The organism is Phaeobacter sp. S60 (genome assembly GCF_000826845.1).
GTDB lineage: Bacteria > Pseudomonadota > Alphaproteobacteria > Rhodobacterales > Rhodobacteraceae > Phaeobacter > Phaeobacter piscinae.
The window spans coordinates 1-22,386 of record NZ_JSWJ01000012.1 but is presented as its reverse complement, the minus strand read 5'-3'; the positions used below and the strand labels follow the sequence as shown (position 1 = coordinate 22,386).

General features: G+C 62.9%; 22 protein-coding genes and 2 riboswitches. Of the genes, 15 read left to right on the top strand and 7 right to left on the bottom strand.

Annotated features, from left to right (window positions below; translation table 11 throughout):
- Positions 1–10: 10 nt before the first annotated feature.
- Positions 11–382, bottom strand: coding sequence for a hydroxyisourate hydrolase (gene uraH, locus OO25_RS12125; RefSeq protein ID WP_040172655.1), 372 nt, complete (start codon positions 380–382; stop codon positions 11–13).
- Positions 383–536: 154 nt separating this feature from the next.
- On the opposite strand from uraH, the gene puuE reads away from it, so the two are divergent.
- The 3 genes from puuE to OO25_RS12110 all read left to right on the top strand — a co-directional run bounded on the left by puuE (position 537) and on the right by OO25_RS12110 (position 4,049).
- Positions 537–1,952, top strand: a complete 1,416-nt coding sequence (gene puuE / locus OO25_RS12120) for an allantoinase PuuE (RefSeq protein WP_040180383.1) — start codon at positions 537–539, stop codon at positions 1,950–1,952.
- A 43-nt stretch (positions 1,953–1,995) separates the two neighbouring features.
- Positions 1,996–2,481, top strand: coding sequence for an ureidoglycolate lyase (locus tag OO25_RS12115; protein ID WP_040180382.1), 486 nt, complete (start codon positions 1,996–1,998; stop codon positions 2,479–2,481).
- A 140-nt stretch (positions 2,482–2,621) separates the two neighbouring features.
- Positions 2,622–4,049, top strand: a complete 1,428-nt coding sequence (locus tag OO25_RS12110; RefSeq protein WP_040180380.1) for a uracil-xanthine permease family protein — start codon at positions 2,622–2,624, stop codon at positions 4,047–4,049.
- A gap of 105 nt (positions 4,050–4,154) precedes the next feature.
- Here OO25_RS12110 and OO25_RS12105 read toward each other — a convergent pair whose 3' ends face one another.
- The 4 genes from OO25_RS12105 to OO25_RS12090 form a co-directional block, all read right to left on the bottom strand.
- The gene (locus tag OO25_RS12105; protein WP_040180378.1) at positions 4,155–5,216 is read right to left on the bottom strand and encodes a type I glyceraldehyde-3-phosphate dehydrogenase; all 1,062 of its coding nucleotides are present in this window, start codon (positions 5,214–5,216) and stop codon (positions 4,155–4,157) included.
- Between the two features lie 48 nt (positions 5,217–5,264).
- Entirely contained in the window at positions 5,265–5,777 is a 513-nt protein-coding gene (locus OO25_RS12100; protein WP_040180377.1) for a hypothetical protein, read from the bottom strand.
- Between the two features lie 111 nt (positions 5,778–5,888).
- Complete coding sequence (locus OO25_RS12095) at positions 5,889–6,719, bottom strand: bifunctional allantoicase/(S)-ureidoglycine aminohydrolase (protein ID WP_175304828.1); 831 nt, start codon at positions 6,717–6,719, stop codon at positions 5,889–5,891.
- 180 nt (positions 6,720–6,899) lie between these two features.
- Positions 6,900–7,670, bottom strand: coding sequence for an IclR family transcriptional regulator C-terminal domain-containing protein (locus OO25_RS12090; protein ID WP_040180370.1), 771 nt, complete (start codon positions 7,668–7,670; stop codon positions 6,900–6,902).
- A gap of 401 nt (positions 7,671–8,071) precedes the next feature.
- On the opposite strand from OO25_RS12090, the gene OO25_RS12085 reads away from it, so the two are divergent.
- The 9 genes from OO25_RS12085 to queF all read left to right on the top strand — a co-directional run bounded on the left by OO25_RS12085 (position 8,072) and on the right by queF (position 17,498).
- Positions 8,072–9,523 (top strand): glutamine synthetase family protein, encoded by a 1,452-nt coding sequence (locus OO25_RS12085; protein ID WP_040180369.1) that lies wholly within the window; start codon positions 8,072–8,074, stop codon positions 9,521–9,523.
- Between the two features lie 123 nt (positions 9,524–9,646).
- Positions 9,647–9,752: riboswitch (glycine riboswitch) on the top strand.
- 1 nt (position 9,753) lies between these two features.
- A riboswitch (glycine riboswitch) is annotated at positions 9,754–9,822 on the top strand.
- A 102-nt stretch (positions 9,823–9,924) separates the two neighbouring features.
- Positions 9,925–10,131: a hypothetical protein gene (locus OO25_RS12080; protein ID WP_139044781.1), complete on the top strand. Its 207-nt coding sequence runs from the start codon at positions 9,925–9,927 to the stop codon at positions 10,129–10,131.
- Positions 10,132–10,161: 30 nt separating this feature from the next.
- Positions 10,162–10,524 carry a glycine cleavage system protein GcvH gene (gene gcvH / locus OO25_RS12075; protein ID WP_024098303.1) on the top strand — a complete coding sequence of 121 codons (363 nt, stop codon included), beginning with the start codon at positions 10,162–10,164 and terminating at the stop codon, positions 10,522–10,524.
- A gap of 141 nt (positions 10,525–10,665) precedes the next feature.
- Positions 10,666–13,515: an aminomethyl-transferring glycine dehydrogenase gene (gene gcvP, locus OO25_RS12070; RefSeq protein ID WP_040180366.1), complete on the top strand. Its 2,850-nt coding sequence runs from the start codon at positions 10,666–10,668 to the stop codon at positions 13,513–13,515.
- 145 nt (positions 13,516–13,660) lie between these two features.
- A complete protein-coding gene (locus tag OO25_RS12065; protein WP_040180364.1) occupies positions 13,661–14,899 on the top strand; it encodes an acyl-CoA dehydrogenase family protein in 1,239 nt (412 codons plus the stop codon).
- A 263-nt stretch (positions 14,900–15,162) separates the two neighbouring features.
- A complete protein-coding gene (queC, locus tag OO25_RS12060; protein WP_040180362.1) occupies positions 15,163–15,861 on the top strand; it encodes a 7-cyano-7-deazaguanine synthase QueC in 699 nt (232 codons plus the stop codon).
- Positions 15,861–16,214, top strand: a complete 354-nt coding sequence (gene queD, locus OO25_RS12055) for a 6-carboxytetrahydropterin synthase QueD (RefSeq protein ID WP_040180361.1) — start codon at positions 15,861–15,863, stop codon at positions 16,212–16,214. The genes queC and queD overlap by 1 nt, the downstream gene beginning before the upstream one ends.
- Positions 16,211–17,008 carry a 7-carboxy-7-deazaguanine synthase QueE gene (queE, locus tag OO25_RS12050; RefSeq protein ID WP_242407040.1) on the top strand — a complete coding sequence of 266 codons (798 nt, stop codon included), beginning with the start codon at positions 16,211–16,213 and terminating at the stop codon, positions 17,006–17,008. Before queD ends, queE begins: the two co-directional genes overlap by 4 nt.
- Before the next feature lie 25 nt (positions 17,009–17,033).
- The gene (gene queF, locus OO25_RS12045) at positions 17,034–17,498 is read left to right on the top strand and encodes a preQ(1) synthase (RefSeq protein ID WP_040180360.1); all 465 of its coding nucleotides are present in this window, start codon (positions 17,034–17,036) and stop codon (positions 17,496–17,498) included.
- Between the two features lie 469 nt (positions 17,499–17,967).
- On the opposite strand, the gene truA is transcribed toward queF, so the two are convergent.
- A complete protein-coding gene (gene truA, locus OO25_RS12040) occupies positions 17,968–18,744 on the bottom strand; it encodes a tRNA pseudouridine(38-40) synthase TruA (RefSeq protein ID WP_040180358.1) in 777 nt (258 codons plus the stop codon).
- Positions 18,745–18,889: 145 nt separating this feature from the next.
- Between truA and OO25_RS12035 the strand changes: the two genes are divergently transcribed.
- The 3 genes from OO25_RS12035 to OO25_RS12025 are packed head-to-tail and all read left to right on the top strand — an operon-like array spanning position 18,890 to position 21,893.
- On the top strand, positions 18,890–20,305 hold the full coding sequence (locus OO25_RS12035; protein ID WP_040180355.1) for a YcjX family protein: 1,416 nt from the start codon (positions 18,890–18,892) through the stop codon (positions 20,303–20,305).
- Positions 20,302–20,841: a GNAT family N-acetyltransferase gene (locus OO25_RS12030; protein ID WP_040180354.1), complete on the top strand. Its 540-nt coding sequence runs from the start codon at positions 20,302–20,304 to the stop codon at positions 20,839–20,841. The genes OO25_RS12035 and OO25_RS12030 overlap by 4 nt, the downstream gene beginning before the upstream one ends.
- Complete coding sequence (locus OO25_RS12025) at positions 20,838–21,893, top strand: YcjF family protein (RefSeq protein WP_040180352.1); 1,056 nt, start codon at positions 20,838–20,840, stop codon at positions 21,891–21,893. Before OO25_RS12030 ends, OO25_RS12025 begins: the two co-directional genes overlap by 4 nt.
- Before the next feature lie 107 nt (positions 21,894–22,000).
- On the opposite strand, the gene OO25_RS12020 is transcribed toward OO25_RS12025, so the two are convergent.
- A partial coding sequence (locus OO25_RS12020) for a group III truncated hemoglobin (RefSeq protein ID WP_040180350.1) occupies positions 22,001–22,386 on the bottom strand: 386 nt, incomplete at its 5' end.

Sequence of the window (22,386 nt, the reverse complement as noted above, 5' to 3'; positions counted from 1 at the left end):
GCGGCGGCGTTCAGCTTCCGCGGTATGTGGAATATCCAAACGGCGACAGCAGCAGAGGCACGTGGTAATGCGCGCTGTCATCCGTGATGCCAAAACGAATGGGAACTTCATCCAGAAACAGCACCTCACCTGAGGCCTGCCCGCTGGCCCGCAAATACTCGCCGGCCTCAAACACCAGCTCATAGCTGCCGGTCACAAAATCTTCCTTTGGCAAGATCGGACTGTCGGTACGCCCGTCAGCATTGGTTGACATGCTGGCTATCTCCGCGCGTCCGCGCCCGTCCAGCCGATAGAGCCGGATCGGCAGCCCCGCCGCCGGGCAGCCCCGGGCGGTGTCCAGCACATGTGTGGTGAGATAGCCGGGCTCGGTCCGTGTGGTCATTCTGTATCCTCCTGCTGTCGCGCTACCTCTGCCCGATGGGGCCAGAGGCCGCAAACCTGTGAGATCTGATAGTGTATTCGGGAATATTTGAAAAATCGCGTAGATCTTCTGCCATAGTAATGACTGACAGTCGTTTGCAAAGAGGCCCCCGGCAATGAACAGATATCCCCGCAACATGATCGGATATGGCGCGACGCCGCCCGATGCAGCCTGGCCGGGTAAGGCCAAGGTCGCGGTGCAGTTTGTGCTGAACTTTGAGGAGGGCGGCGAGAACAATATCCTGCACGGCGATGCGGGGTCGGAGGCGTTTCTGTCCGATATCGCCGGTGCGGCGCCCTGGCCGGGACAACGACATTGGAACATGGAATCGATCTACGACTATGGGGCGCGGGCCGGGTTCTGGCGGCTGCACCGCATGTTCACTGCTGCGGATATTCCCGTCACCATCTACGGCGTGGCCAGCGCCCTGGCGCGGGCACCTGAACAGGTCGCCGCGATGAAGGCCGCCGATTGGGAAATCGCTTCCCACGGGTTGAAATGGGTCGAACACAAGGACATGGCCGAAGAGGAGGAGCGCGCCGCGATTGCCGAGGCAATCCGCCTGCATACGGAGGTTGTCGGCACGCGCCCGCGCGGCTGGTACACCGGGCGCTGCAGTGAAAATACCGTGCGTCTGGTGGCTGAAGAGGGCGGCTTTGACTACGTGTCCGACACCTATGACGACGATCTGCCCTACTGGCTTGAGGTTGGCGCGCGGGATCAGCTGATCATCCCCTACACGCTCGAAGCCAACGATATGCGCTTCGCCACGGCGCCGGGTTACATCACGGGGGAGCAGTTCTATCAGTATCTGAAGGACGCCTTTGACCTGCTCTACGCCGAGGGCGAAGCGGGCGCGCCCAAGATGATGTCGGTCGGGCTGCATTGCCGTCTCATCGGCCGCCCGGGCAAAGCGGCGGGGCTGAAGCGGTTTATCGACTATATCCAGGGATTTGACGGCGTGTGGTGTCCGCGCCGCATCGATATCGCCGACCACTGGGCCAAAACCCATCCGCATCAGCGTCGCGAGCGACCCAGCCAGATGACCCGCGCACGGTTTGTCGAGGCGTATGGCGGTATTTTCGAACATTCGCCGTGGATTGCGGAACGGGCCCATGATCTGGAGCTGGGGCCCGCGCATGATCGTGCGATAGGGCTGCATAATGCGCTCTGTCGGATGTTTCGCTCCGCCAGCGAGGAGGAGCGGCTGGGCGTGCTGACCGCGCACCCGGATCTGGCGGGCAAACTGGCCGCTGCCAAGCGCCTCACCGCCGAAAGCACGAATGAACAGGCCTCCGCCGGGCTGGATGCGCTGACGGACGCGGAGCGCACACGGTTTACGCAACTGAACACGGCCTATGTGGAAAAACACGGCTTTCCTTTCATTATTGCAGTGCGCGACCATGATAAGGCGTCGATTTTGGCCGCCTTTGAGCGGCGTATCAGCCATGATCGGGCCTGCGAATTCGCCGAAGCCTGCCGACAGGTCGAACGTATCGCGGAATTCCGGCTGAAGGATCTGCTGCCATGACCTGCCCATCGTCCTTTGGGTGCCCAAAATGCGGGGACCCGCGATGAAAACCGTTGCAATCCAACCCATCAGCGCTGAGGGGTTTGCCCCCTTCGGGGATCTTGTCGATTGCAGCGGGGCACCGGACAAGATCATCAATCAGGGGCTCTGTGGGCGATACCATGACCGCGCGCAACTGGACTTCAGCACTGGCCGCGCGGGGCTGAGCCTGTTCAACGCTGAACCGCGCGCGCTGCCGATGCCTTTGTTGATGGTGGAACGTCACCCGGAGGGCAGCCAGGCCTTCATCCCGATGAGCGAGACCGGATTTCTGGTCATCGTCGCGCCGGATGCGGGCGGCGCACCGGGGGAGCCGCTGGCCTTTGAAACGCGGCCTGGCCAGGCCATCAACTTCCATCGGGGCACTTGGCACGGGGTGTTGACGCCGCTGACCGCACCGGGGCTGTTTGCCGTGGTGGACCGGATCGGCGACGGGGCCAATCTGGAAGAGCATTGGTTCGACACCCCCTATCAGGTGATCCGACCGTAACCGCACAAACAAAGGCGCAGCGCCCCACCGGGCCTTGCGCCCTTTTCTTTCCCATAAAGCACTCCGCCGAACGAGAGTGCTGACACACCGCAAACCAAGACGGACCAACAGACCGCATATCAACAGAGAGGGACAAAACCATGGCCGACGGCTCAATCGGAACGCCAGCCCAGCTGCGCGATCCCAACTACACCCCACCGCTGGCAAAGGCGGTGCCTCTGGGCATCCAGCACGTGCTGGCAATGTTCGTTTCAAACGTGACCCCTGCCATCATCGTCGCCGGGGCGGCGGGATTTGGATTTGGCTCGAACTCTCCGGATTTTCCCGAGCTGTTGTATTTGATCCAGATGTCGATGCTGTTTGCCGGGGTGGCGACGCTGCTGCAGACGCTGACCCTCGGGCCGGTTGGCGCGGCGCTGCCAATTGTGCAGGGCACCAGCTTTGCCTTTCTGCCGATCATGATCCCGCTGGTTGCGGGCAAGGGAGTTGACGCGCTGGCCGCCCTGTTTGGCGGCGTGCTGATCGGGGGGCTGTTCCATGCGGTATTGGGCCTTTTCATCGGGCGCATCCGCTTTGCCCTGCCGCCGCTGGTCACCGGGCTGGTGGTCACGATGATCGGTCTCGCGCTGGTCAAGGTGGGTATCCAATACGCGGCCGGCGGCGTGCCTGCGATTGGCACCCCGGAATATGGATCTCTGCTCAACTGGTCAGCGGCGCTGGTGGTGATCATCGTCACCTTGGGGCTGAAATTCTTCGCCCGTGGGATGCTGTCGATCTCGGCGGTGTTGCTGGGGCTGATCGTGGGCTACCTCTATGCGATGATGATGGGGATGGTCACGGTTGAGGCGATCGGTAACAGCTGGTCGCGCGCCAGTGCCTTTGCCCTGCCGGTGCCGTTCAAATACGGGATCGAGTTTTCCGCAGCGGCGATCCTCGGCTTTTGTCTCATGGCGCTGGTCTCGGCGGTGGAAACCGTCGGGGACGTCAGCGGCATCGCCCGTGGGGGTGCAGGCCGGGAAGCCACGGATAAGGAAATCGCCGGGGCGACCTATGCCGATGGTTTCGGCTCTGCGCTGGCAGGTGTGTTTGGCGGCCTGCCCAATACTTCCTTCAGTCAGAACGTTGGCCTGATCGCCATGACCGGCGTGATGAGCCGCCATGTCGTCACGATTGGCGCGCTGTTCCTGATCCTCTGCGGGCTGGTGCCCAAGGTCGGCGCGATCATTCGCACCATTCCGATTGAGGTGCTGGGCGGCGGCGTCATTGTCATGTTCGGCATGGTGGTGGCCGCCGGGATTTCGATGCTGTCGGATGTGGACTGGAACCGCCGCAACATGGTGATCTTTGCGATCTCACTCTCCATCGGGCTGGGGCTGCAGCTGGAGCCGGGCGCGGTGCAGCATCTGCCGGACACGCTGCGGATCCTGATGACCTCTGGCCTGCTGCCAGCGGCGCTGATCGCCATTGTCCTGAACCTGGTGCTGCCGCATGAGCTTGCCAGCGAATCCACGGAAGAGGTTTCCGGCGGCCTTTCCGGTCAGGGCCGGGGCAGCCTGCCGGGGGAATAACGCTACCGGCCTAAGTCAGAACAGAAAATAGGGGCCGCAGCAGATTTGCGCGGCCCCCATTTTTGCGAAGAATATGCCAAATCCGGTCGGGGGAGGCTTGGCGTGTTATGCGCCCTCGGCCATCAGCCGCGCCATATCCAGCATTCGCGCGGAAAAGCCCCATTCATTGTCGTACCAGCCAAACATTCGCAGCTGATGGGCGCCCGTCACCCGTGTTTCCGGTCCGGCGATGACCAGCGATTCCGGGCGTGCCCGCAGATCGGAGGAGACCAGCGGTTGATCGGTCCAGCCCAGCACTGGCGCGGCCTCGACGGCGGCGCGCAGCACGTCGGCAATCTGATCGCCCTGCATCGGGCGCTCTGTCTGCACCACCAGATCCACGGCGGAGACGCTGGCGGTCGGGACCCGTACCGCAGCGCCGCTGATCCGCCCCGCCAGATGCGGCAGAACCTCGTCAATCAGATGGGTCGCGGAGGTCGTGGTCGGCACCATCGAGAGCGCGCCACCTCGCGAGCGGGCAAAATCCCCTCGCGGCGCATCGACCATCGGCTGGGAATTCGTATAGCAGTGGATCGTGGTCATATGGGCGCTGTTGATGCCCAGCTCCGCGTCCAGCAGTTTGACCAGCGGGGCCAGCCCATTGGTGGTGCAGGAGGCGTTGGAGATGATCCTTCCATCCCCCAGCTCCGCCTCATTTGCGCCCAGAACAACCGTGCGTTCAGCTGCGGGGGAGGGGCCGGAGATCAGCACCTTGCGCGCCCCGGCAGACAGGCCACGCCCCGCCACATCCGAGGTCCGTGCGATGCCGGTGCATTCCAGCACCACATCAACACCCGACAGGTCCAGCGTGCTGAGATCCGCGCTCTGGTGAAAGCGGATCACGCGGTCGGCGATGCGCAGACTGTCGCCGTCGATCGCCACCGGATCGGGGTAGGGCCCAAAGGTGCTGTCGTATTGAAACAGATAGGCGCACATGTCCAAAGGCGCGATATCGTTGATGCAAACCAGCTCAATCCCGGCGCCGCGCGGCGTGGTCAGGATCTGGCGCAGAATAGCGCGGCCGATACGGCCGAATCCGTTGATTGCAAGTTTCATGGCCAAGCTATGACAGGGCGCGGCATCCGGCTCAATCCGCAACAGCGGCAATCGGCCCTCCGTTTCGGTCACATTTTCCCGCGCGGTGTTTCAATGGGCTGCTGTCTGTCTGATCGCGGCTTAACGACAGACCAGATCCGCGAAATATGCTCCGTTGATCGAACGCACCATGCTGTCGATCCGCGCGCGGCAGCCGGTGGCTGCGAAAAACGCACGGACGGCTTGTTTGGCGCTCAGAACCGCAGGTGGGCGCAACGGGTCAAGTTCCGCATTCAGGCGCTGCGCCATGTAACGCCCAGAGTTGAGACGACCGCTTTCGCTTTGCCGTTCAGCCACCGGGGCAACATGCCAGCTGCGGCCCAGAACCTGAACCACGCTTACCTGCGCCGCGGGGTCTGATCCGGCACCGGCTGCGGTCGGCAGGGTCAGCAAGGCAGGGCCAAGGGCGGCTGCCAGCGCGAGACCACACACGCGCCGGGCGGTATGTGTGCGCAGGCATCCGGGCCTTGTTTGGGCAGGCGCGACACGGGGCACCGATGCTCTGCGATGACTGCCCGAATACGCCAGCAGGGTCATTAACCCCAGAGCCAAGGCAGTGAACGCAACTGTGAACGCGGCAGATATGATTGACATGGGCGCAGGCTCCGTCAGGGCGGGCCGAGGTCGGCCCGCGTGCAGGGGGTTGGCTACTCCTGACACCTTAACGGTGCTGCGCGTTCTGGCAATGGCCACGCGTGCCCTTGGTTAGCGCGGTGGGCTCAGCGGCATATGCCGGTTGACGTCTTTGTAGAGCAGATAGCGGAAGCGCCCCGGCCCACCCGCGTAGCAGGCTTGTGGGCAGAAGGCGCGCAACCACATGAAGTCACCGGCCTCCACCTCGACCCAATCCTGGTTAAGGCGATAGACAGCCTTGCCCTCCAGCACATACAGCCCGTGTTCCATCACATGGGTCTCTGGGAACGGAATGACGCCACCGGGTTCGAAGGTGACGATGGTGACATGCATATCATGGGACATATCTGTGGGGTCGACGAAACGGGTGGTGGCCCAGCGGCCTTCGGTGTCCGGCATCACTGTTGGGGCAATGTCGCGCTCATTGGTGATCAGTTTTGCGGGCTTCTCGAGCCCCGGCGCCGCCTCCCAGCGTTTGCGGATCCAGTGAAACCCGGCCACGCTGTTGCTGCTGTTGTGCAGGGTCCAGCCCGCGCCCGCCGGAATATAGGCATAGCCGCCCGGCGTCAGAATATGCTGCGCCCCGTCAAGGGTCAGACAAACCTCGCCCTCCGTCACGAACAGCACGGATTGTGCGGCGCTGTCATGTTCGGGCGCGTCGGAGCCGCCACCGGGTTGCAGTTCGACAATATATTGCGAGAACGTCTCGGCAAAGCCGCTCAGCGGGCGGGCAATGACCCACATCCGCATGCCCTGCCAACCCGGCAGATAGGAGGTGGTGATATCGCGCATCGTGCCCTTAGGGATGACTGCATAGGCATCGGTGAACATGGCGCGGTCGGTCAGCAACTGCTCCTGACCGGGATGGCCTCCCTGAGGGGTGTAATAACGCGGCGCGGTCATCGGCGGTCCTTTCGTGATGCTTGCTGCATTTATGCGGACTCGCAGGCGGCGCTCCAAGGGGGGCGCTGCGGATAACATCCTTCGCGAAATTTTGAATATCGGGCGGCGAGGCGGCGGCCGGTAGCAGTGATGGCGCATATAGGGCAGGGGGGCATCTGCCCCCATCCGCCGCATATCTGCTTAGAGATCAGCCAACGCCTGGCTCTGGCGCAATTCAGCGGCGCAGAGTTGCAGTGCGCGTAACGACAGTTCTGTATCCTGCGCCGGGTTCACCCCGCGCGGGGAGGAGCTGCCAACAACAATCGGCCGCTGCTCCGGGCGCGACACCGGCACCGCATAGCCGATAATGCCGGTCTCAAACTCGCTGTCAGTCACCGCATAGCCCCGCTGTCGCGCCGTCGTGACCCGCTCAAGGATCTGCTCCGGCTCGGTCAGCGATTGTTCGGTGTGGCGGGGCATATCCGTTGTTGCCAGTGTTTCAGCAGCGGCGTCTGCCGACAAACAGCCCAGCAGCATCCGGCCCAGACTGGTGTGAACCAGCGGGATATGGGCCCCGGCCGTGAACCCGTAGGTGACCGGCGCATGTTCGACTGTGGACTGCGCCAGCAGCAGCACACGCCCTTGATCCAGCGTTGCAAGGGTAATCTCCGCACCCAGACTGCGCGCATGACGGTTGAGCACCGGCTGTACCTTGCGGCCAAATTGATTGGCCTGAAGAAACCCGCCCGACAGCGCCAGCACCTGTGGCGTCAGCGACAGGACACGGCCCTGCTGGCGCAGATACCCCGCCTGCACAAGCGTCAGCGCCCCGCGTCGCGCGGTGGCGCGGTCCTGGCCGGTGCGTCGGGCAATATCGGCCAGTGTCAGCGTCGGCGTTGCAGCATCAAATGCAGCCAGAACAGCCAGCCCCTTGGCAAAGCTGGAGGAAATATTTCGGTCTTGTTCACTCATTGTCTATTCCACAAATACGCGGCAGCGCGCCCCTCCGGTCACCGCAACATGCACTCAAACAGGCTCACCATCCTGTCTGTGGCTCCATGGTGCGACTTCCATGGACCTGGTTCATGATTGGCGAGTTCCTAGATGTCCCCATTTTGCCACCTTGAGTGGTATGTTGTTTTCGGTCTTCAGCTAGATGCGGAAATCCTTGCCAAATTTGCAGTTTTTCCGTTTGGCTCCTGATAAGAGACTGGACCTGAACTAGTTTTTTAGTTCAAGCTTAAATTATCCACATGCATAACAAAAGCGGTGCAGCAGGTGGGCATAGAGGTTACCGGACGCAACGTCACAAATTGGGGGCGGTTACGTGACGGTGTCCGGGGGTGCGTACAGGAAGAAGGCCGGATCACAAGATGACAACATCGCTCAACAAGGGCGCGCTGGCGCGCAACGGGCTACTTTCGGACCAGGCCTGCCACGATGCGGAGGCGGTATTGGCGCAATGCGAGGCCGCGCGGGTGGAAACTGTGCGGGTGCTGTTTGCCGATCAACACGGCATTCTGCGTGGCAAGACCTTGGTTGCTGCCGGTCTGCGGTCGCTGTTCGAGCAGGGGATCGCGGTGCCCTCAACGCTTCTGCTGAAAGACACCGCGCATCGCACTGTCTTCCCGGTGTGGAGCGAAAACCCGGAGGAGGTGGTAACGCCGATGCAGGGTGCCAGTGACGTTCTGCTGGTGCCGCGTCCTGAGACCTTTCGGGTGCTGCCCTGGTCGCCGCATTCGGCCTGGATCTTCTGTCATGTGGCCTTTCACGACGGCGCAACCGTGCCCTTCGGCTCAGCCCATGTGTTGGAGCATGCTGTGGCAACGCTGGCGGAGCAGGGGCTTCAGACGGTGGTCGGGCTGGAGGTTGAGTTTCAGATTTTTGAGCGGGTCGACCCTGCGCTGGGCCACGCCCAGCAGGGCATGCCAGGGGCACTTGTTGAGACGCGCAACCTCATCCAGGGGTATCAGTATCTGACCGAAACCCGCTACGCTGAGGCCGAGGGCATTCTGGATGCCCTGCGTCGTCATGCGCAGGCGCTGGGCCTGCCGGTGCGCACCGTGGAAATCGAGATGGGGCCGAGCCAGTTCGAGTTCACTTTTGACCCCGCTGACCCGATGACGCAGGCCGACGCCATGGTGATGTTTCGCACCATGGCCAAGGAGGTCTGCGCTGCCAACGGGTTGCACGCCAGTTTCATGGCCAAGCCCCGGCAGGACCATGCCATGGCCAACGGCTGGCATATCCATCAATCGCTGATCGACACCCAGAGCGGGCGCAACCTCTTCATGCCGGAGGTCGCGGGCGCGCTGACCGCTGAAGCCAGCGGTTGGATTGCGGGTTTGCTCACCCATGCGGAGGCCGCCTCAATTCTGGTGGCGCCAACCGTGAACAGCTACAAACGCTATCTGCCCTATCAATTGGCCCCCAATCGGGTGCAATGGGGAGAAGACAACCGTGGCGCGATGCTGCGGGGGCTTATGCGGCCCGGTGATCCCACCAGCCGGATCGAAAACCGCGCGCCAGACAGCACCGCCAACCCGTATTTTGCACTGGCTGCCCAGATTATCGCGGGCAGTGAAGGGCTGATGGCGGGCAGGCAGGCGCCGGCCCCAACTGCGTCGCCCTATTCTGATGACGCGGAGAAGCTGCCGCGCTCGTTGGGTCAGGCCTTGCAGGCCTTCTCCTCATCGGAGCTGTTTCGCAGCGCGCTGGGGGAGGATGTGGTTGACTATCTCACCCATCTGAAGGAGGTCGAGTGGTCCCGCTATCTGGATACTGTCAGCGAATGGGAACAGGCCGAATATTTTAATCTTTACTGATGGTTATGCGCCATCACAGCCCATCGCTTGACGGCTGTCGGATTCGGCGATGCCACCTGTCGGAAATGCCACCAGACGGCGGCATTGCAGCTTGAAGAGAAACGATATTATTGCTAGCGTATACAGGCGTATGCGGGAGAACCAGCGCGGTGGCAATTGACCGCCGACTTTGGTGCCGAAGGAGCAACCGCCCCGGAAACTCTCAGGCCACAGGGACCGCAGGCGCAACACACTCTGGAGAGACCCTGATCACATCGGGGCGCCGAAGGGATAGCGATCTCAGGCAAAGGGACAGAGGGGGCATCACATCGTGCAGGCATGGCCTGCGCGTACGATTTGATGCCGGGACCATGCCACCACAGCGGATCGGACCGGCCCTGAAACACATGGGATGGATCGGCATGGCTGCTGAGACTTCGGGACAACCAGACTTCTCCCGCGCGGATGTGCGCGGGGTCCCCGGCGCTGGCGCGCCTCTCGTCGACCTACCCTGCGTCGACCTGCTTGGTCGGGACCGGGCAGAGGCCGCCGTTATCATCCCCGTGATGCCGCAGATCACCACCACCAAACCGCGACCGTCCAACCGGGCGGGCCGCCGCAGACGCTGACGCCAGCGCCACCTCCAAAGGAAGAGACCGATGAAATTTACCGAAGAACACGAATGGCTGCTGCCGGAAGGCGACGATCTGATCACAGTGGGCATCACCAGCCACGCAGCCGAGCAGCTGGGTGATGTCGTGTTTGTGGAACTGCCCGAGGTCGGCACCGAAGTGTCCAAAGATGATGAGATCGTCGTGATCGAATCCGTCAAAGCCGCCTCCGATATTCTGGCGCCGCTGGACGGTGAGATCGTCGAGGTGAATGAGGCGCTGGCCGACAATCCCGGCAAGATCAATGAGGATCCGCAGGGCGATGCCTGGTTCTTCAAGATCAAACCCTCCGATCTGTCGCCGATGGACGATTACATGGATGAAGCCGGGTATAAGGACTTCATCGGTTGATCCTTCCACCCCGCCTGCGCCTCTCGCGCGGCGGGGTTTTTTGATCGCTGTTCCCGCATAGATCGCGGCAACCAGCCGCAAGATCGGGCCTGCCCGCAGCCTCCTGCTGCCTTAACCTCCTGTTGCTGAAGAGGGCGACATATGTCTTTTGAACCCACGGATTATCTGCCGTACGACTTTGCCAACCGCCGCCACATCGGCCCGTCACCCGAGGAAATGGATGACATGCTTGCCGTGGTCGGCGCCAAGAGCCTGGACGCGTTGATCAACGACACCGTGCCCGCCACCATCCGTCAGGCCGCCGCGCTGGAGTTTGGCCGCCCCCTATCCGAACGTGAGCTGCTGCATCACATGCGTGAGGTCGCGGGCAAGAACGTTCTGAAGACCTCGCTTATTGGTCAGGGCTACCACGGCACCGTGACCCCGCCCGCGATCCAGCGCAACATTCTGGAAAACCCGGCCTGGTACACGGCCTACACGCCCTATCAGCCCGAAATCTCGCAGGGCCGTCTTGAGGCGCTGCTGAACTTCCAGACCATGATCTCAGACCTCACCGGTCTGGAAATCGCCAATGCTTCGCTTCTGGATGAGGCGACCGCCTGCGCCGAGGCGATGACTGTGGCGCAGCGGGTCTCCAAATCAAAGGCCAAGGCGTTTTTTGTCGACCGCGACTGCCATCCGCAGAACATCGCCGTGATCCAGACCCGCGCCGCGCCGCTGGGGATCGAGGTCATCGTCGGCAACCCGGATAAGCTGGACGCCTCGGCGGTCTTTGGCGCGCTGTTCCAATATCCCGGCACCTATGGCCATGTGCGCGATTTTACTGATCACATCGCCCAGCTGCACGCGCATAAGGCCATCGGCGTTGTCGCGGCAGATCCGCTGTCGCTGACCCTGCTGAAGGAGCCGGGCGCGATGGGTGCCGACATCGCTGTCGGCTCGACTCAGCGCTTTGGCGTGCCGGTTGGCGCCGGTGGTCCGCATGCGGCCTATATGGCCACCAAGGATGCCTATAAACGCGCGATCCCGGGCCGCATCGTCGGCGTGTCAGTCGATGCCCATGGCAACCGCGCCTATCGCCTGTCGCTGCAAACCCGTGAACAGCACATCCGCCGGGAGAAAGCGACCTCCAACGTCTGTACCGCGCAGGCCCTGCTGGCGGTGATGGCGTCTATGTATGCGGTCTTCCATGGCCCCAAGGGTCTGAAAGCCATCGCGCAGCGAATCCACCGCAAAACTGTCCGTCTGGCCAAGGGGCTGGAGGAGGCAGGCTTCAGGGTGGATCCCAGATCCTTCTTCGATACGATCACCGTGGATGTTGGCCCCTTGCAGGAGGCGGTGTTGAAATCCGCCGTGGACGAAGGGCTGAACCTGCGCCGGGTTGGCGAAACCCGCGTTGGCATCACCCTGGATGAGGTGACCCGCTCTGAAACCATCGAAGCGGTCTGGCGTGCCTTCGGCATCCGCCGCGGCGACGATGATTTCACGCCTGAGTATCGCGTGCCGGAGAACATGCACCGCACATCCGATTACCTGACGCATCCGATTTTCCACATGAACCGGGCCGAGACCGAGATGATGCGCTATATGCGCCGTCTGGCCGACCGCGATCTGGCGCTGGACCGCGCGATGATCCCGCTAGGCTCCTGCACGATGAAGCTCAACGCCGCGGCAGAAATGATGCCGCTCAGCTGGCCGGAATTTGCCAATATCCACCCCTTTGCGCCTGCTGATCAGATGCAGGGCTACGCCGAGATGGTCAGCGACCTGTCAGAGAAACTGTGCCAGATCACCGGCTATGACGCGATTTCCATGCAGCCGAACTCTGGCGCGCAGGGCGAATATGCGGGCCTTCTGTCCATCGCGGCCTATCACCGCGCCAACGGGCAGGGCCATCGCAACATCTGTCTGATCCCGATGTCAGCCCATGGCACCAACCCGGCCTCTGCCCAGATGGTGGGGTGGAAAGTTGTGGTGGTGAAATCCGCCGAAAACGGCGATATCGACCTCGATGATTTTCGTGAAAAGGCGGAGAAACACGCCGAAAACCTCGCAGGCTGCATGATCACCTACCCCTCGACCCATGGCGTGTTTGAGGAAACCGTGCATGAGGTCTGCCAGATCACCCATGACCACGGCGGTCAGGTCTACATCGATGGCGCCAATATGAACGCGATGGTGGGCCTGTCGCGTCCTGGCGATCTGGGCGGCGATGTGAGCCACCTGAACCTGCATAAAACCTTTGCCATCCCGCATGGTGGTGGCGGCCCCGGCATGGGTCCGATTGGGGTGAAGGCGCATTTGCAGCCACATCTGCCCGGTCACCCCGAAACCGGCGGGGAGGAAGGCCCGGTCTCGGCCGCGCCCTTCGGCTCTGCCTCCATCCTGACCATCAGCTGGGCCTATTGCCTGATGATGGGGGGTGCGGGTCTGACCCAGGCGACGAAGGTGGCGATCCTCAATGCCAACTACATCGCCAAGCGTCTCGAAGGGGCATATGACGTGCTCTACAAGGGACCTACGGGCCGCGTCGCGCATGAGTGCATCTTGGACACGCGCCCGTTTGAGGCCAGCGCCAATGTCACCGTGGATGATGTGGCCAAACGTCTGATCGACAGCGGTTTTCACGCACCAACCATGTCCTGGCCCGTTGCTGGTACCCTGATGGTGGAACCCACCGAGTCCGAAACCAAGGCCGAGTTGGACCGGTTCTGCGAAGCCATGCTGTCGATCCGAGAGGAAATCCGTGCAGTTGAGGCAGGTGAGATGGATGCGGACAATAACGCGCTGAAAAACGCCCCCCACACGATGGAAGACCTCGTGAAAGACTGGGATCGCCCCTATTCCCGCGAACAGGGCTGCTTCCCTCCGGGGGCGTTCCGGGTCGACAAATACTGGCCGCCGGTGAACCGTGTCGACAACGCCTACGGCGACCGCCATCTGGTCTGCACCTGCCCCCCGATGGAGGACTACGCAGAGGCGGCAGAATAAACCGCTTGCAGACGGGCCCTTCGGGGCCCGTTTTCTTTTGCCTAGCTGCGGTGATCCGCCCGTGACGTCCCGTCACGCGGCTGGACAGCGCCGCAATCCGCGCGCCATGCTGCGGTCAAACGAAACAATCAAATGAGGCGCCGGGATGGATATGAACTTGGGAATGCGGAGCGAAAACCGCGCGCTTCTGGACCGGGTGGCGGCGATGATCCGCGACGAGATCATGCCGATGGAGGCCGCGTATCACGCCGAAATCGGCAAGGGCGACCGCTGGCAATACACTGACCGGCAGGCCGAAATCCTTGAAGGCCTGAAAGCCAAGGCGAAGGCGCAGGGTCTGTGGAATTTCTGGCTCACCGACAGCGACAAGGGCTTTGGCCTCTCCACCGTGGAATACGCCTATTTTGCTGAGGAAATGGGTAAAACGCCGCTGGGGGCGGAGGTCTTCAACTGCTCCGCGCCGGATACCGGCAATATGGAGGTGTTTGAGCGTTACGGCACCGAGGCGATGAAACAGCAATGGCTGGCGCCGCTCCTGCAGGGAGAGATCCGCTCGGCCTATCTGATGACGGAGCCGGATGTCGCCAGCTCTGACGCCACCAATATCTCCATGGCCTGCGTGCGCGACGGTGATGATTATGTGCTGAATGGCGAAAAATGGTGGGCCTCCGGGGCTGGGGACCCGCGCTGCAAGGTTTATATCGTCATGGTGCGTACTGGCGGCGACGACCTGCCCAAACACAAGCGCCAGTCGATGGTTGTGGTGCCTGCGGATGCGCCGGGGATTGAGGTGCTGCGCCCGATGGAGGTCTACGGCCATGATGACGCCCCCCACGGGCATATGCATATCCGCTTTTCGAATGTGCGCATTCCGGCAGATCATATGCTGCTGGGAGAGGGGCGCGGGTTCGAGATCGCGCAGGGCCGCCTTGGGCCGGGCCGCATTCACCACTGTATGCGCGCCATTGGTCAGGCCGAAAGCGCGCTGGAGCAGCTCTGCCGCCGCTCACTGCGCCGCGAGGCCTTCGGCAAGCCGCTGGCCCAGCTGGGCGCCAACTACGACATCATCGCCGAATGCCGGATGGAGATCGAAATGGCGCGTCTCCTCTGCCTTAAGGCGGCGTGGTATATGGATCAGGGGGACGCCCGCGCTGCCGCGCCCTGGATCAGCCAGATCAAGGTGGTCGCCCCCCGCGTCGCGCTGAAGGTGATCGACGAGGCGGTGCAGATGCACGGCGGGCAGGGCATCAGCCAGGACACGCCGCTGGCCCAGGCCTGGACCCATGTGCGGACCCTGCGCCTTGCCGATGGTCCGGACGCCGTCCACCGCAGGCAGGTCGCGCGGGCTGAGTTGAAAGCCTACAGTCAGGAAAATCTCGGTTAACGGTCTGCCCCGGCCCCTTGCGGAGTGCTGGGAAAACGGACGTCCAAAAACCACTCTCAGGCGCTCTCCACTAGGAGGGCGCTTTTTGTGTTTGGGCTAATGATCTGAAAAGAAACCAAAAAATACGTCACGCCAAAGTCGATCACCGCAGATCCTGACGTGGCGGAAATTTTCTGTGGATATCTTGCCGTGGTTAACGGCAGTCGCTATACGCACGCCTTCCGGTCGCAGCCTACCCGGATATCAAAACAAGGACTGAAAACTTGAAAACACTTGTCATCTGCTCGGGCGGGCTCGATTCCGTGTCCCTTGCCCATATTCTTGCTGCCCAAGGGCAGCTCTCGCGTTTGGTGTCGTTCGACTATGGACAGCGTCATCGCAAGGAACTCGATTACGCCGCCGCCTGTGGGCAACGGCTTGGGGTTCCGCATGAGATCATCGACATGCGTTCGATCGGCGCCGCGCTCAGCGGTTCTGCATTGACCGATGATATCGATGTGCCGGACGGGCATTACGCCGAAGAGACCATGAAGGTCACGGTTGTGCCAAACCGCAATGCCATCATGCTGACCATTGCCTATGGGATTGCCGCCGCCAAGGGCGATACGGCCGTGGCAACGGCGGTGCATGGCGGCGATCACTTTATCTACCCGGACTGTCGCCCGGCGTTCACCGATGCCTTCGACGCGATGCAACGCATGGCGCTGGATGGCTATGCCGATGTGTCGCTGGTGACGCCTTTTGTGCATCGCTCCAAAGGAGACATCGTTGCCGAAGGCGCGGCGGTGAACACCCCCTTTGCCGAGACATGGTCCTGCTACAAAGGCGGCGAACATCACTGCGGGCGCTGTGGCACCTGCGTTGAACGCCGTGAGGCCTTTGATCTGGCGGGGGTCGTGGATCCCACAGTCTACGCTGACCCGGATTTCTGGCGCACCGCCATCAAAGAGGGGGGCGCATAATGTTCCGGATCACCAAGGAATTCCACTTCTCCGCATCGCATCAGCTGACGCATCTGCCAGCAGATCACCAATGTGCCCGGCTGCATGGGCACAACTACATCGTGGTGATCGAACTGGCGGGCTCTGAGCTGAACAGCGATGGGTTTGTGCGGGATTATCACGAGCTTGCGCCGCTGAAGAACTACATCGACGGCAGCTTTGATCACCGCCATCTGAATGATGTGATGGAAGGCCCCTCCACCGCAGAAAACATGGCGCGCCATTTCTATGACTGGTGTGCTGCCCGCTGGCCGGAAACCGCCGCGGTGCGGGTGTCTGAGACGCCCAAGACCTGGGCGGAATACCGACCATGACCGAGGTTCTGATACCGCGCGCCGTGCGCGCGACCGGTGACACACCCTCCCCTGCGCATAGGCAGGGGGCCAGCCGTTCGGCGCCGACCACGCTGCGTATCGCGGAGATCTTTGGCCCGACGATCCAGGGCGAAGGGGCGCTGATCGGTGAACCCACCGTATTTGTCCGCGCAGGCGGCTGTGACTATCGCTGCAGCTGGTGCGACAGCCTGCATGCGGTGGACAGCCGCTACCGCGACACCTGGGCGCCGATGGCCACGGATGAGGTCTGGCAGGAGGTGACCCGCCTCAGCGGTGGTCAGCCGCTGACGGTCTCGCTCTCAGGTGGCAACCCGGCAATTCAGAACTTCGCGCCGCTGATCGCTTTGGGCAAGGAGGCAGGCTATCGCTTCGCCTGCGAGACACAGGGCTCCATCAGCCAACCTTGGTTTGCGGCCCTCGATACGCTTGTGCTTAGCCCGAAGCCGCCCTCCAGCGGCCACCGCGTGGACTGGCAGAAATTCGACCATTGTCTGTTGGCTGCCAGGGGCTGCGATCAGATCGTGCTGAAAATCGTGATCTTCGATGACTGCGATTACGATTGGGCCAAGGCGGTGGCACATCGCCGACCTGACCTGCCGCTCTACCTGCAGCCGGGCAACCCTGAGGTCGACCCCGAGACCCCAGTGGATCTGACCGCCGCCACCGAACGGCTGCATTGGCTGATTGAAAAAGTAACCGCCGACCGCTGGTTTGCCCCCCGTGTGCTGCCGCAGCTGCATGTGCTGGTCTGGGGCAACAAACGTGGCGTCTGAACGCGTGGAGTGAGGAGACAACAAAATGACTGATGATATCTACAAAGACCTGAAACAACTGGGCGGGGCCACGGTGATGCCCGCAAGCCCCGAAGACGCCGAGCTGGAGCGGGTGCCCAATCCACAAGCTGATGTGGCCTACAACATACGCTTCACCGCGCCGGAGTTCACATCGCTCTGCCCGATGACGGGCCAGCCCGATTTTGCCCATCTGGTGATCGACTACGTGCCGGGCAAATGGCTGGTGGAGAGCAAATCGCTGAAGCTGTTCCTGGGGTCATTCCGTAACCACGGCGCATTCCACGAGGATTGCACGGTGTCGATTGCGCGCCGTCTGGCCGATTTTCTTGAACCACAGTGGTTGCGCATCGGCGGCTATTGGTACCCGCGTGGTGGTATCCCGATTGATGTGTTCTGGCAGACTGGCCCGCTGCCTGAAGGGGTCTGGATCCCAGACCAAGGGGTGCCCCCATACCGCGGTCGCGGCTGACCCGGTGCCATCGGAACTCCGCTACCCATCCTTCTGGCGCTCTTGGTCACGTATTTCTGCAGCGCGCTCCGGCTCGTAAACTTCCAAACCTCTTGGCGTTCATCCAACCGCAGCGGACCCAAGTTGTGAGGGGCTCTACGGTGGTGTGATGGCAGCGCCGGGAAGAGGGGTGCGTATCTGCTCCGCAATGCGTTTCAGCCCGAAGTGGCGACAATCTGGCCGACGCTGATTGTCGTTTGATCGGGTGACCGTAGACATCAAAGCCGGCAGGGGTGGACGGCACATCCAGTGGTGATTCCGTGTCACGTCTTTTGCTGCTGGCCCTGCGCTCGGCAGCTGGTCGTTAGAGACGACGGCCACGGCTGCCCATCACGACCCCGGCTCTGCCGCCATCTCTCAGTTCCAGGCGCAAATCTTGGCACGCTTTTCTGCAATGAATCGCGCAGTCGGATACGGCTCACTTGGAAAACTATTCCGCAATCTCAAAGGGATCGTCAGGGTATCCGACGCGCGCCAGATAGAGCCCGTGACCGGGGCAGACCGGCCCGCAGGCGGCGCGATCCTCGGCCTCTAGCGCGGTTTTCACATCCTCGGGCGCCCAGGCTCCCGCGCCGACCCGCTCCAGCGTGCCGACAAAGCTGCGCACCTGATTGTGCAGGAAGGACCGCGCGCGCACATGAAAATGAATCTCCGGCCCTGAAAAACCCTGAACCCGCTCAACCCGCAATTCGTCCAGTGTCTTCAGCGGGCTTGCCGCCTGACAGATCGACGACCGGAAGGTGGTGAAATCATGCTGACCAATCAGATGATTGGCCGCCTCCTGCATCGCGTCGGCGTTCAGATCGTGATTGAGCTGCCAGACCTGTCCGGCCTCATGGGTTGCCGGGGCGCGCCGGATCAGGATGCGAAACAGATATTGCCGCTCAACCGCAGAAAATCGCGCGTGCCAGTCTCCCTCCACACGGGCGCAATCGACAATCGCCACGGGCGCTGGCTTCAGGTGGAAATTCAGCGCCTCGGACAGGCGGAACGGATCCCAATCCTTCACCATGTCGCAATGCGCAACTTGACCCAGACCATGCACGCCGGTGTCCGTGCGCCCCGCCGCTGCAATCGTATGCGGGCCGGGTTCCAGCCGCGCAAGCGCATCCTCGATCGCCCCCTGAACCGAGGGCTGATCTTTCTGGCGCTGCCACCCGGCGAAGGGCGCGCCGTGATATTCGACTTTCAGAGCAAAACGCGGCATGGGCGGGCAAGTAACGCGGCTGCGGTTGCGGCACAAGTCCCTGCCACTACTGCGCCGGGGTGGTATCACGCCCCGCCAACGCCTATCTTGGTCGGATTGAACAAGGATCCGGTCCAACGCAGGGGCCGCAAGGCGGGGCAAACCTTTGGGACTATCATCACTGGCAGACGGGGTTTTGCGCAGCGTCGAGGGGGCGGGCGCCTCCCTATCTGAGAGCCTGTTTGAACCCTCGATCCGCCTTGGCGTCACCGGTCTGGCCCGCGCGGGCAAAACGGTGTTCATCACCTCGCTGGTGGCCAATCTGATGAACCGGGGCCGTATGGTGCAGCTGTCTGCCGCGCGCGAAGGACGGATTGAGACGGCGTTTCTGCAACCCCAGCCGGACGACACCGTGCCCCGCTTTGACTATGAAAATCACCTTGGCGCCCTCACGGGGCCGCGTCCCTATTGGCCCGACAGCACTCGGGCCGTGTCTGAGCTGCGGCTCAGCCTCAGGGTCCAGCCCAACGGGCTGCTGTCGGGCTTGCAGGGGCCGCGCACGCTGCATCTGGATATCGTGGATTACCCCGGCGAGTGGCTGCTGGACCTGGCGCTTCTCGACAAATCCTATGCTCAATGGTGCGATGAGGTGCTGACCCGCATTCGTGGTCGCGCGCAGGCGCAGACGTTTCTGGATCTGGCGCAAAAGGCCGACGCCACCGCTCCGCATGATGAGCCGCTGGCGCAGGATTTGGCCGGGGCATTTGCGGCCTATCTGCAGGCCGCCCGAGCCGCTGGCTACTATGATTGCACACCGGGGCGCTTCCTGCTGCCCGGCGATCTGGCGGGCTCCCCGGTGCTGACCTTCGCGCCAATCCCGCTGTCGGATACCGCTCCCCGCCGGTCCCTGCACCGCGAGATGGAGCGCCGATTTGAGGCCTATAAATCCAAGGTCGTCAAACCCTTCTTTCGCGATCACTTCGCCCGCATCGACCGGCAGGTGGTGCTGGTTGATGCCCTGAGCGCCATCCATTCCGGCCCCCGCGCTGTGGAGGATCTGCGCCACGCGATGACCGATATCCTTGCGGCCTTCCGTCCGGGCCGAAACGGCTTTCTGCGCCAGATCCTGCGCGGCAAACGGGTGGAGAAAATCCTGTTTGCGGCGACCAAGGCTGATCACCTGCATCACCAGCAGCACCCCCAGCTGACCGCCATCATCGAGGCGCTGACCCGCGACGCGCGGGATCGCGCCCGCTTTGCCGGGGCGGAGACGGCGGCCCTGTCGCTCGCCGCGCTGCGTGCCACGACGGAGGAGCTGCGCAGCCACAATGGCAGCGATCTGCCTTGTGTGCGCGGCACCCTTCTGGACAGCGGCAAACCGGCCGCGTTTTATCCCGGTGCCCTGCCGCAAGATCCCTCGCACCTGCTGACCCCGGCCCGTCAGGGCGCCGAAAGCTGGCTCGATGGGGATTATCAGGCCATGGCCTTTTCACCGGCCCCACTGACCCTGCGCCCCGGCGATGGCCCGCCCCACATCCGCCTGGACCGGGCGGCGGAATTCCTGATCGGAGATCGCCTATGACAGCCTCATCCCCGCCCATCCTGCGTGTTGCGCGCAGCACCGATGCCGGCAAGATCGCCGAGATCCTGCACCGCTTCGAGGTTGATACCCCCTGGATGCCCAAGCAGCACACCGGGGCCGAGGCGATCAGCTTTTGCGGCACCATGATTGATCGCGGCTGGGTCACCATCGCGCAGATCGACGGACGGGTAGAGGGGTTTCTGGCCCGCGACGGTGCGGAGATCTGCGCGCTTTATGTGCGCGACACGGCGCGCGGGCAGGGGCTTGGCCGCTTGCTGCTGGATTATGCCAAATCGGTGCAGTCGCCGCTCCAGCTCTGGACGTTTCAGGCCAACGAAGGCGCGCAGCGGTTCTACCTGCGCGAAGGCTTCGTCGAACAGACCCGCACCGATGGCGCGCGCAACGACGAAGGGTTGCCGGATATTCAATACATCTGGCCCGCACCCTCGTCGAAGCCTGAACTCAAACCCCGCACCGCCGCAGTGACAAAGCCCTCAGCCGGCAAACCGGATCGCCCGAAGAAGGACACGCCATGAGCCGCAAGGATGCCGTCCTCTTCGACCTAACAGACAGCGCCACCGCAGACGAAACCCCGGATGTGGCCAGCGCGCCGCCGGTCCCGGATCTGGACGGCGCCAGCAGCGACCTGCCGCAGCCCGCGCTGGCGCAGGCCGCCGCGCTGGCCAGCCGTCGCCCCTCGCGTCTGGCGCGCTGGTTCTGGGCCTGTCTGACGGCGCTGATCGGCGCGGTCATCTCGGTCGCGGCCTGGGAGTTTGTCACCGGGCTGATTGACCGCGTGCCGCTCCTGGGCTGGGCCATCACCGCAGGCTTTGCCGTGGCCGTCCTTCTGGCCCTCCTGATGGGCCTGCGTGAACTCGCAGCCCTCTCCCGCCTGCGCCGGGTCGAGAGCCTGCGCAACGCGCAACCGCTGCTTTCAGCGGACCCGACCGACCCCGCTGGGGGCCAGGCCGCTGATGCCACAGCTGATCTGAAGGCCGCCCGCGGCTATGTTGCGGGACTGGAACGGTTTTACCGCGGGCGCAAGGATCTCACATGGGGGTTGGCCCGACTGGACGAGCGCAAGAGCGACATCATGGACGCCGACGCGCTGCTGCATCTGGCGGAGGCAGAGCTGCTCGCGCCGCTGGATGCCCGCGCCCTGCGCGTGGTTGAGGGCGGCGCCCGGCAGGTCGCAACCGTAACCGCGCTGGTGCCCTTGGCGTTGGCCGATGTGGTGACGGCGCTGGTGACCTCGCTGCGGATGATCCGCCGCATCGCCGATATCTACGGCGGGCGCTCCGGCTTCTTCAGCTCCTGGCGGCTTACCCGCGCGGTGCTCGCCCATCTGGTGACCACTGGCGCTGTCGCTGTTGGCGATGACCTGCTGGAACCGGTGCTGGGCGGATCGATCCTGTCCAAACTCTCCCGCCGTTTCGGCGAAGGTCTGGTGAATGGTGCGCTCTCCGCCCGCGTTGGCATCGCCGCCATGGAAGTCTGCCGTCCGATGACCTTCTCCAAGGCGCAGAAACCCCGGACCCGCAAGGTTATTCAGCGCGCCCTCACTGGCCTCTTCACCAAAGACACCTAGCCACACGCCCCAGGCTCATGCCTCGCATGAGCCACGCCCAAGGCCACAAGGAGGCGCTGGCCCCGCCAGGGCATCTATCGGCGCGGGAGCACCTGTGCTTGCGCGGATCAGAACAGCTTTGGTGGTGCGTCTTTTGGCTGGCGCATGGCGACGATCCCGGTGCGAAACCCTTCGCCGATCCGGTCCGCCAGGGCGCCCCATTGCAGCGCGGTTCGTTCCGGCAGCTCCGCCTGCAAGACCTCGTGAAACAGGCCCAACCAGATCGCAAAATGCTCGGGCTTTACATCCGGCCGGCTGACATGCACCCGCATCGGATTGCCGCTGTAACATTTCTCCCGCAGGATGGCATTGCGCCAGAACCGGGTGATCAGCGCCTCATGCTCCGGCCAATCCTCCACATGCGCCGAAAACACCGGCCCCAGTACCGCATCGCCGCGCACGCGGGCATAGAATATATCCACCACATAGGCGATCTGCTCTGCCGTAATGTCAA

Excerpts from the sequence above, each read along its gene's own strand:
- queF (WP_040180360.1), top strand. The coding sequence starts at position 17,034 with ATGACTGATGATATCTACAAAGACCTGAAACAACTGGGCGGGGCCACG.
- gcvH (WP_024098303.1), top strand. The coding sequence starts at position 10,162 with ATGAAATTTACCGAAGAACACGAATGGCTGCTGCCGGAAGGCGACGAT.
- OO25_RS12095 (WP_175304828.1), bottom strand. The coding sequence starts at position 6,719 with ATGACCGCGCCGCGTTATTACACCCCTCAGGGAGGCCATCCCGGTCAG.
- puuE (WP_040180383.1), top strand. The coding sequence starts at position 537 with ATGAACAGATATCCCCGCAACATGATCGGATATGGCGCGACGCCGCCC.
- OO25_RS12110 (WP_040180380.1), top strand. The coding sequence starts at position 2,622 with ATGGCCGACGGCTCAATCGGAACGCCAGCCCAGCTGCGCGATCCCAAC.
- queE (WP_242407040.1), top strand. The coding sequence starts at position 16,211 with ATGACCGAGGTTCTGATACCGCGCGCCGTGCGCGCGACCGGTGACACA.
- truA (WP_040180358.1), bottom strand. The coding sequence starts at position 18,744 with ATGCCGCGTTTTGCTCTGAAAGTCGAATATCACGGCGCGCCCTTCGCC.
- OO25_RS12025 (WP_040180352.1), top strand. The coding sequence starts at position 20,838 with ATGAGCCGCAAGGATGCCGTCCTCTTCGACCTAACAGACAGCGCCACC.
- OO25_RS12030 (WP_040180354.1), top strand. The coding sequence starts at position 20,302 with ATGACAGCCTCATCCCCGCCCATCCTGCGTGTTGCGCGCAGCACCGAT.
- OO25_RS12090 (WP_040180370.1), bottom strand. The coding sequence starts at position 7,670 with ATGAGTGAACAAGACCGAAATATTTCCTCCAGCTTTGCCAAGGGGCTG.
- queD (WP_040180361.1), top strand. The coding sequence starts at position 15,861 with ATGTTCCGGATCACCAAGGAATTCCACTTCTCCGCATCGCATCAGCTG.
- OO25_RS12065 (WP_040180364.1), top strand. The coding sequence starts at position 13,661 with ATGGATATGAACTTGGGAATGCGGAGCGAAAACCGCGCGCTTCTGGAC.
- OO25_RS12085 (WP_040180369.1), top strand. The coding sequence starts at position 8,072 with ATGACAACATCGCTCAACAAGGGCGCGCTGGCGCGCAACGGGCTACTT.
- uraH (WP_040172655.1), bottom strand. The coding sequence starts at position 382 with ATGACCACACGGACCGAGCCCGGCTATCTCACCACACATGTGCTGGAC.
- gcvP (WP_040180366.1), top strand. The coding sequence starts at position 10,666 with ATGTCTTTTGAACCCACGGATTATCTGCCGTACGACTTTGCCAACCGC.
- OO25_RS12100 (WP_040180377.1), bottom strand. The coding sequence starts at position 5,777 with ATGTCAATCATATCTGCCGCGTTCACAGTTGCGTTCACTGCCTTGGCT.
- OO25_RS12080 (WP_139044781.1), top strand. The coding sequence starts at position 9,925 with ATGGCTGCTGAGACTTCGGGACAACCAGACTTCTCCCGCGCGGATGTG.
- OO25_RS12115 (WP_040180382.1), top strand. The coding sequence starts at position 1,996 with ATGAAAACCGTTGCAATCCAACCCATCAGCGCTGAGGGGTTTGCCCCC.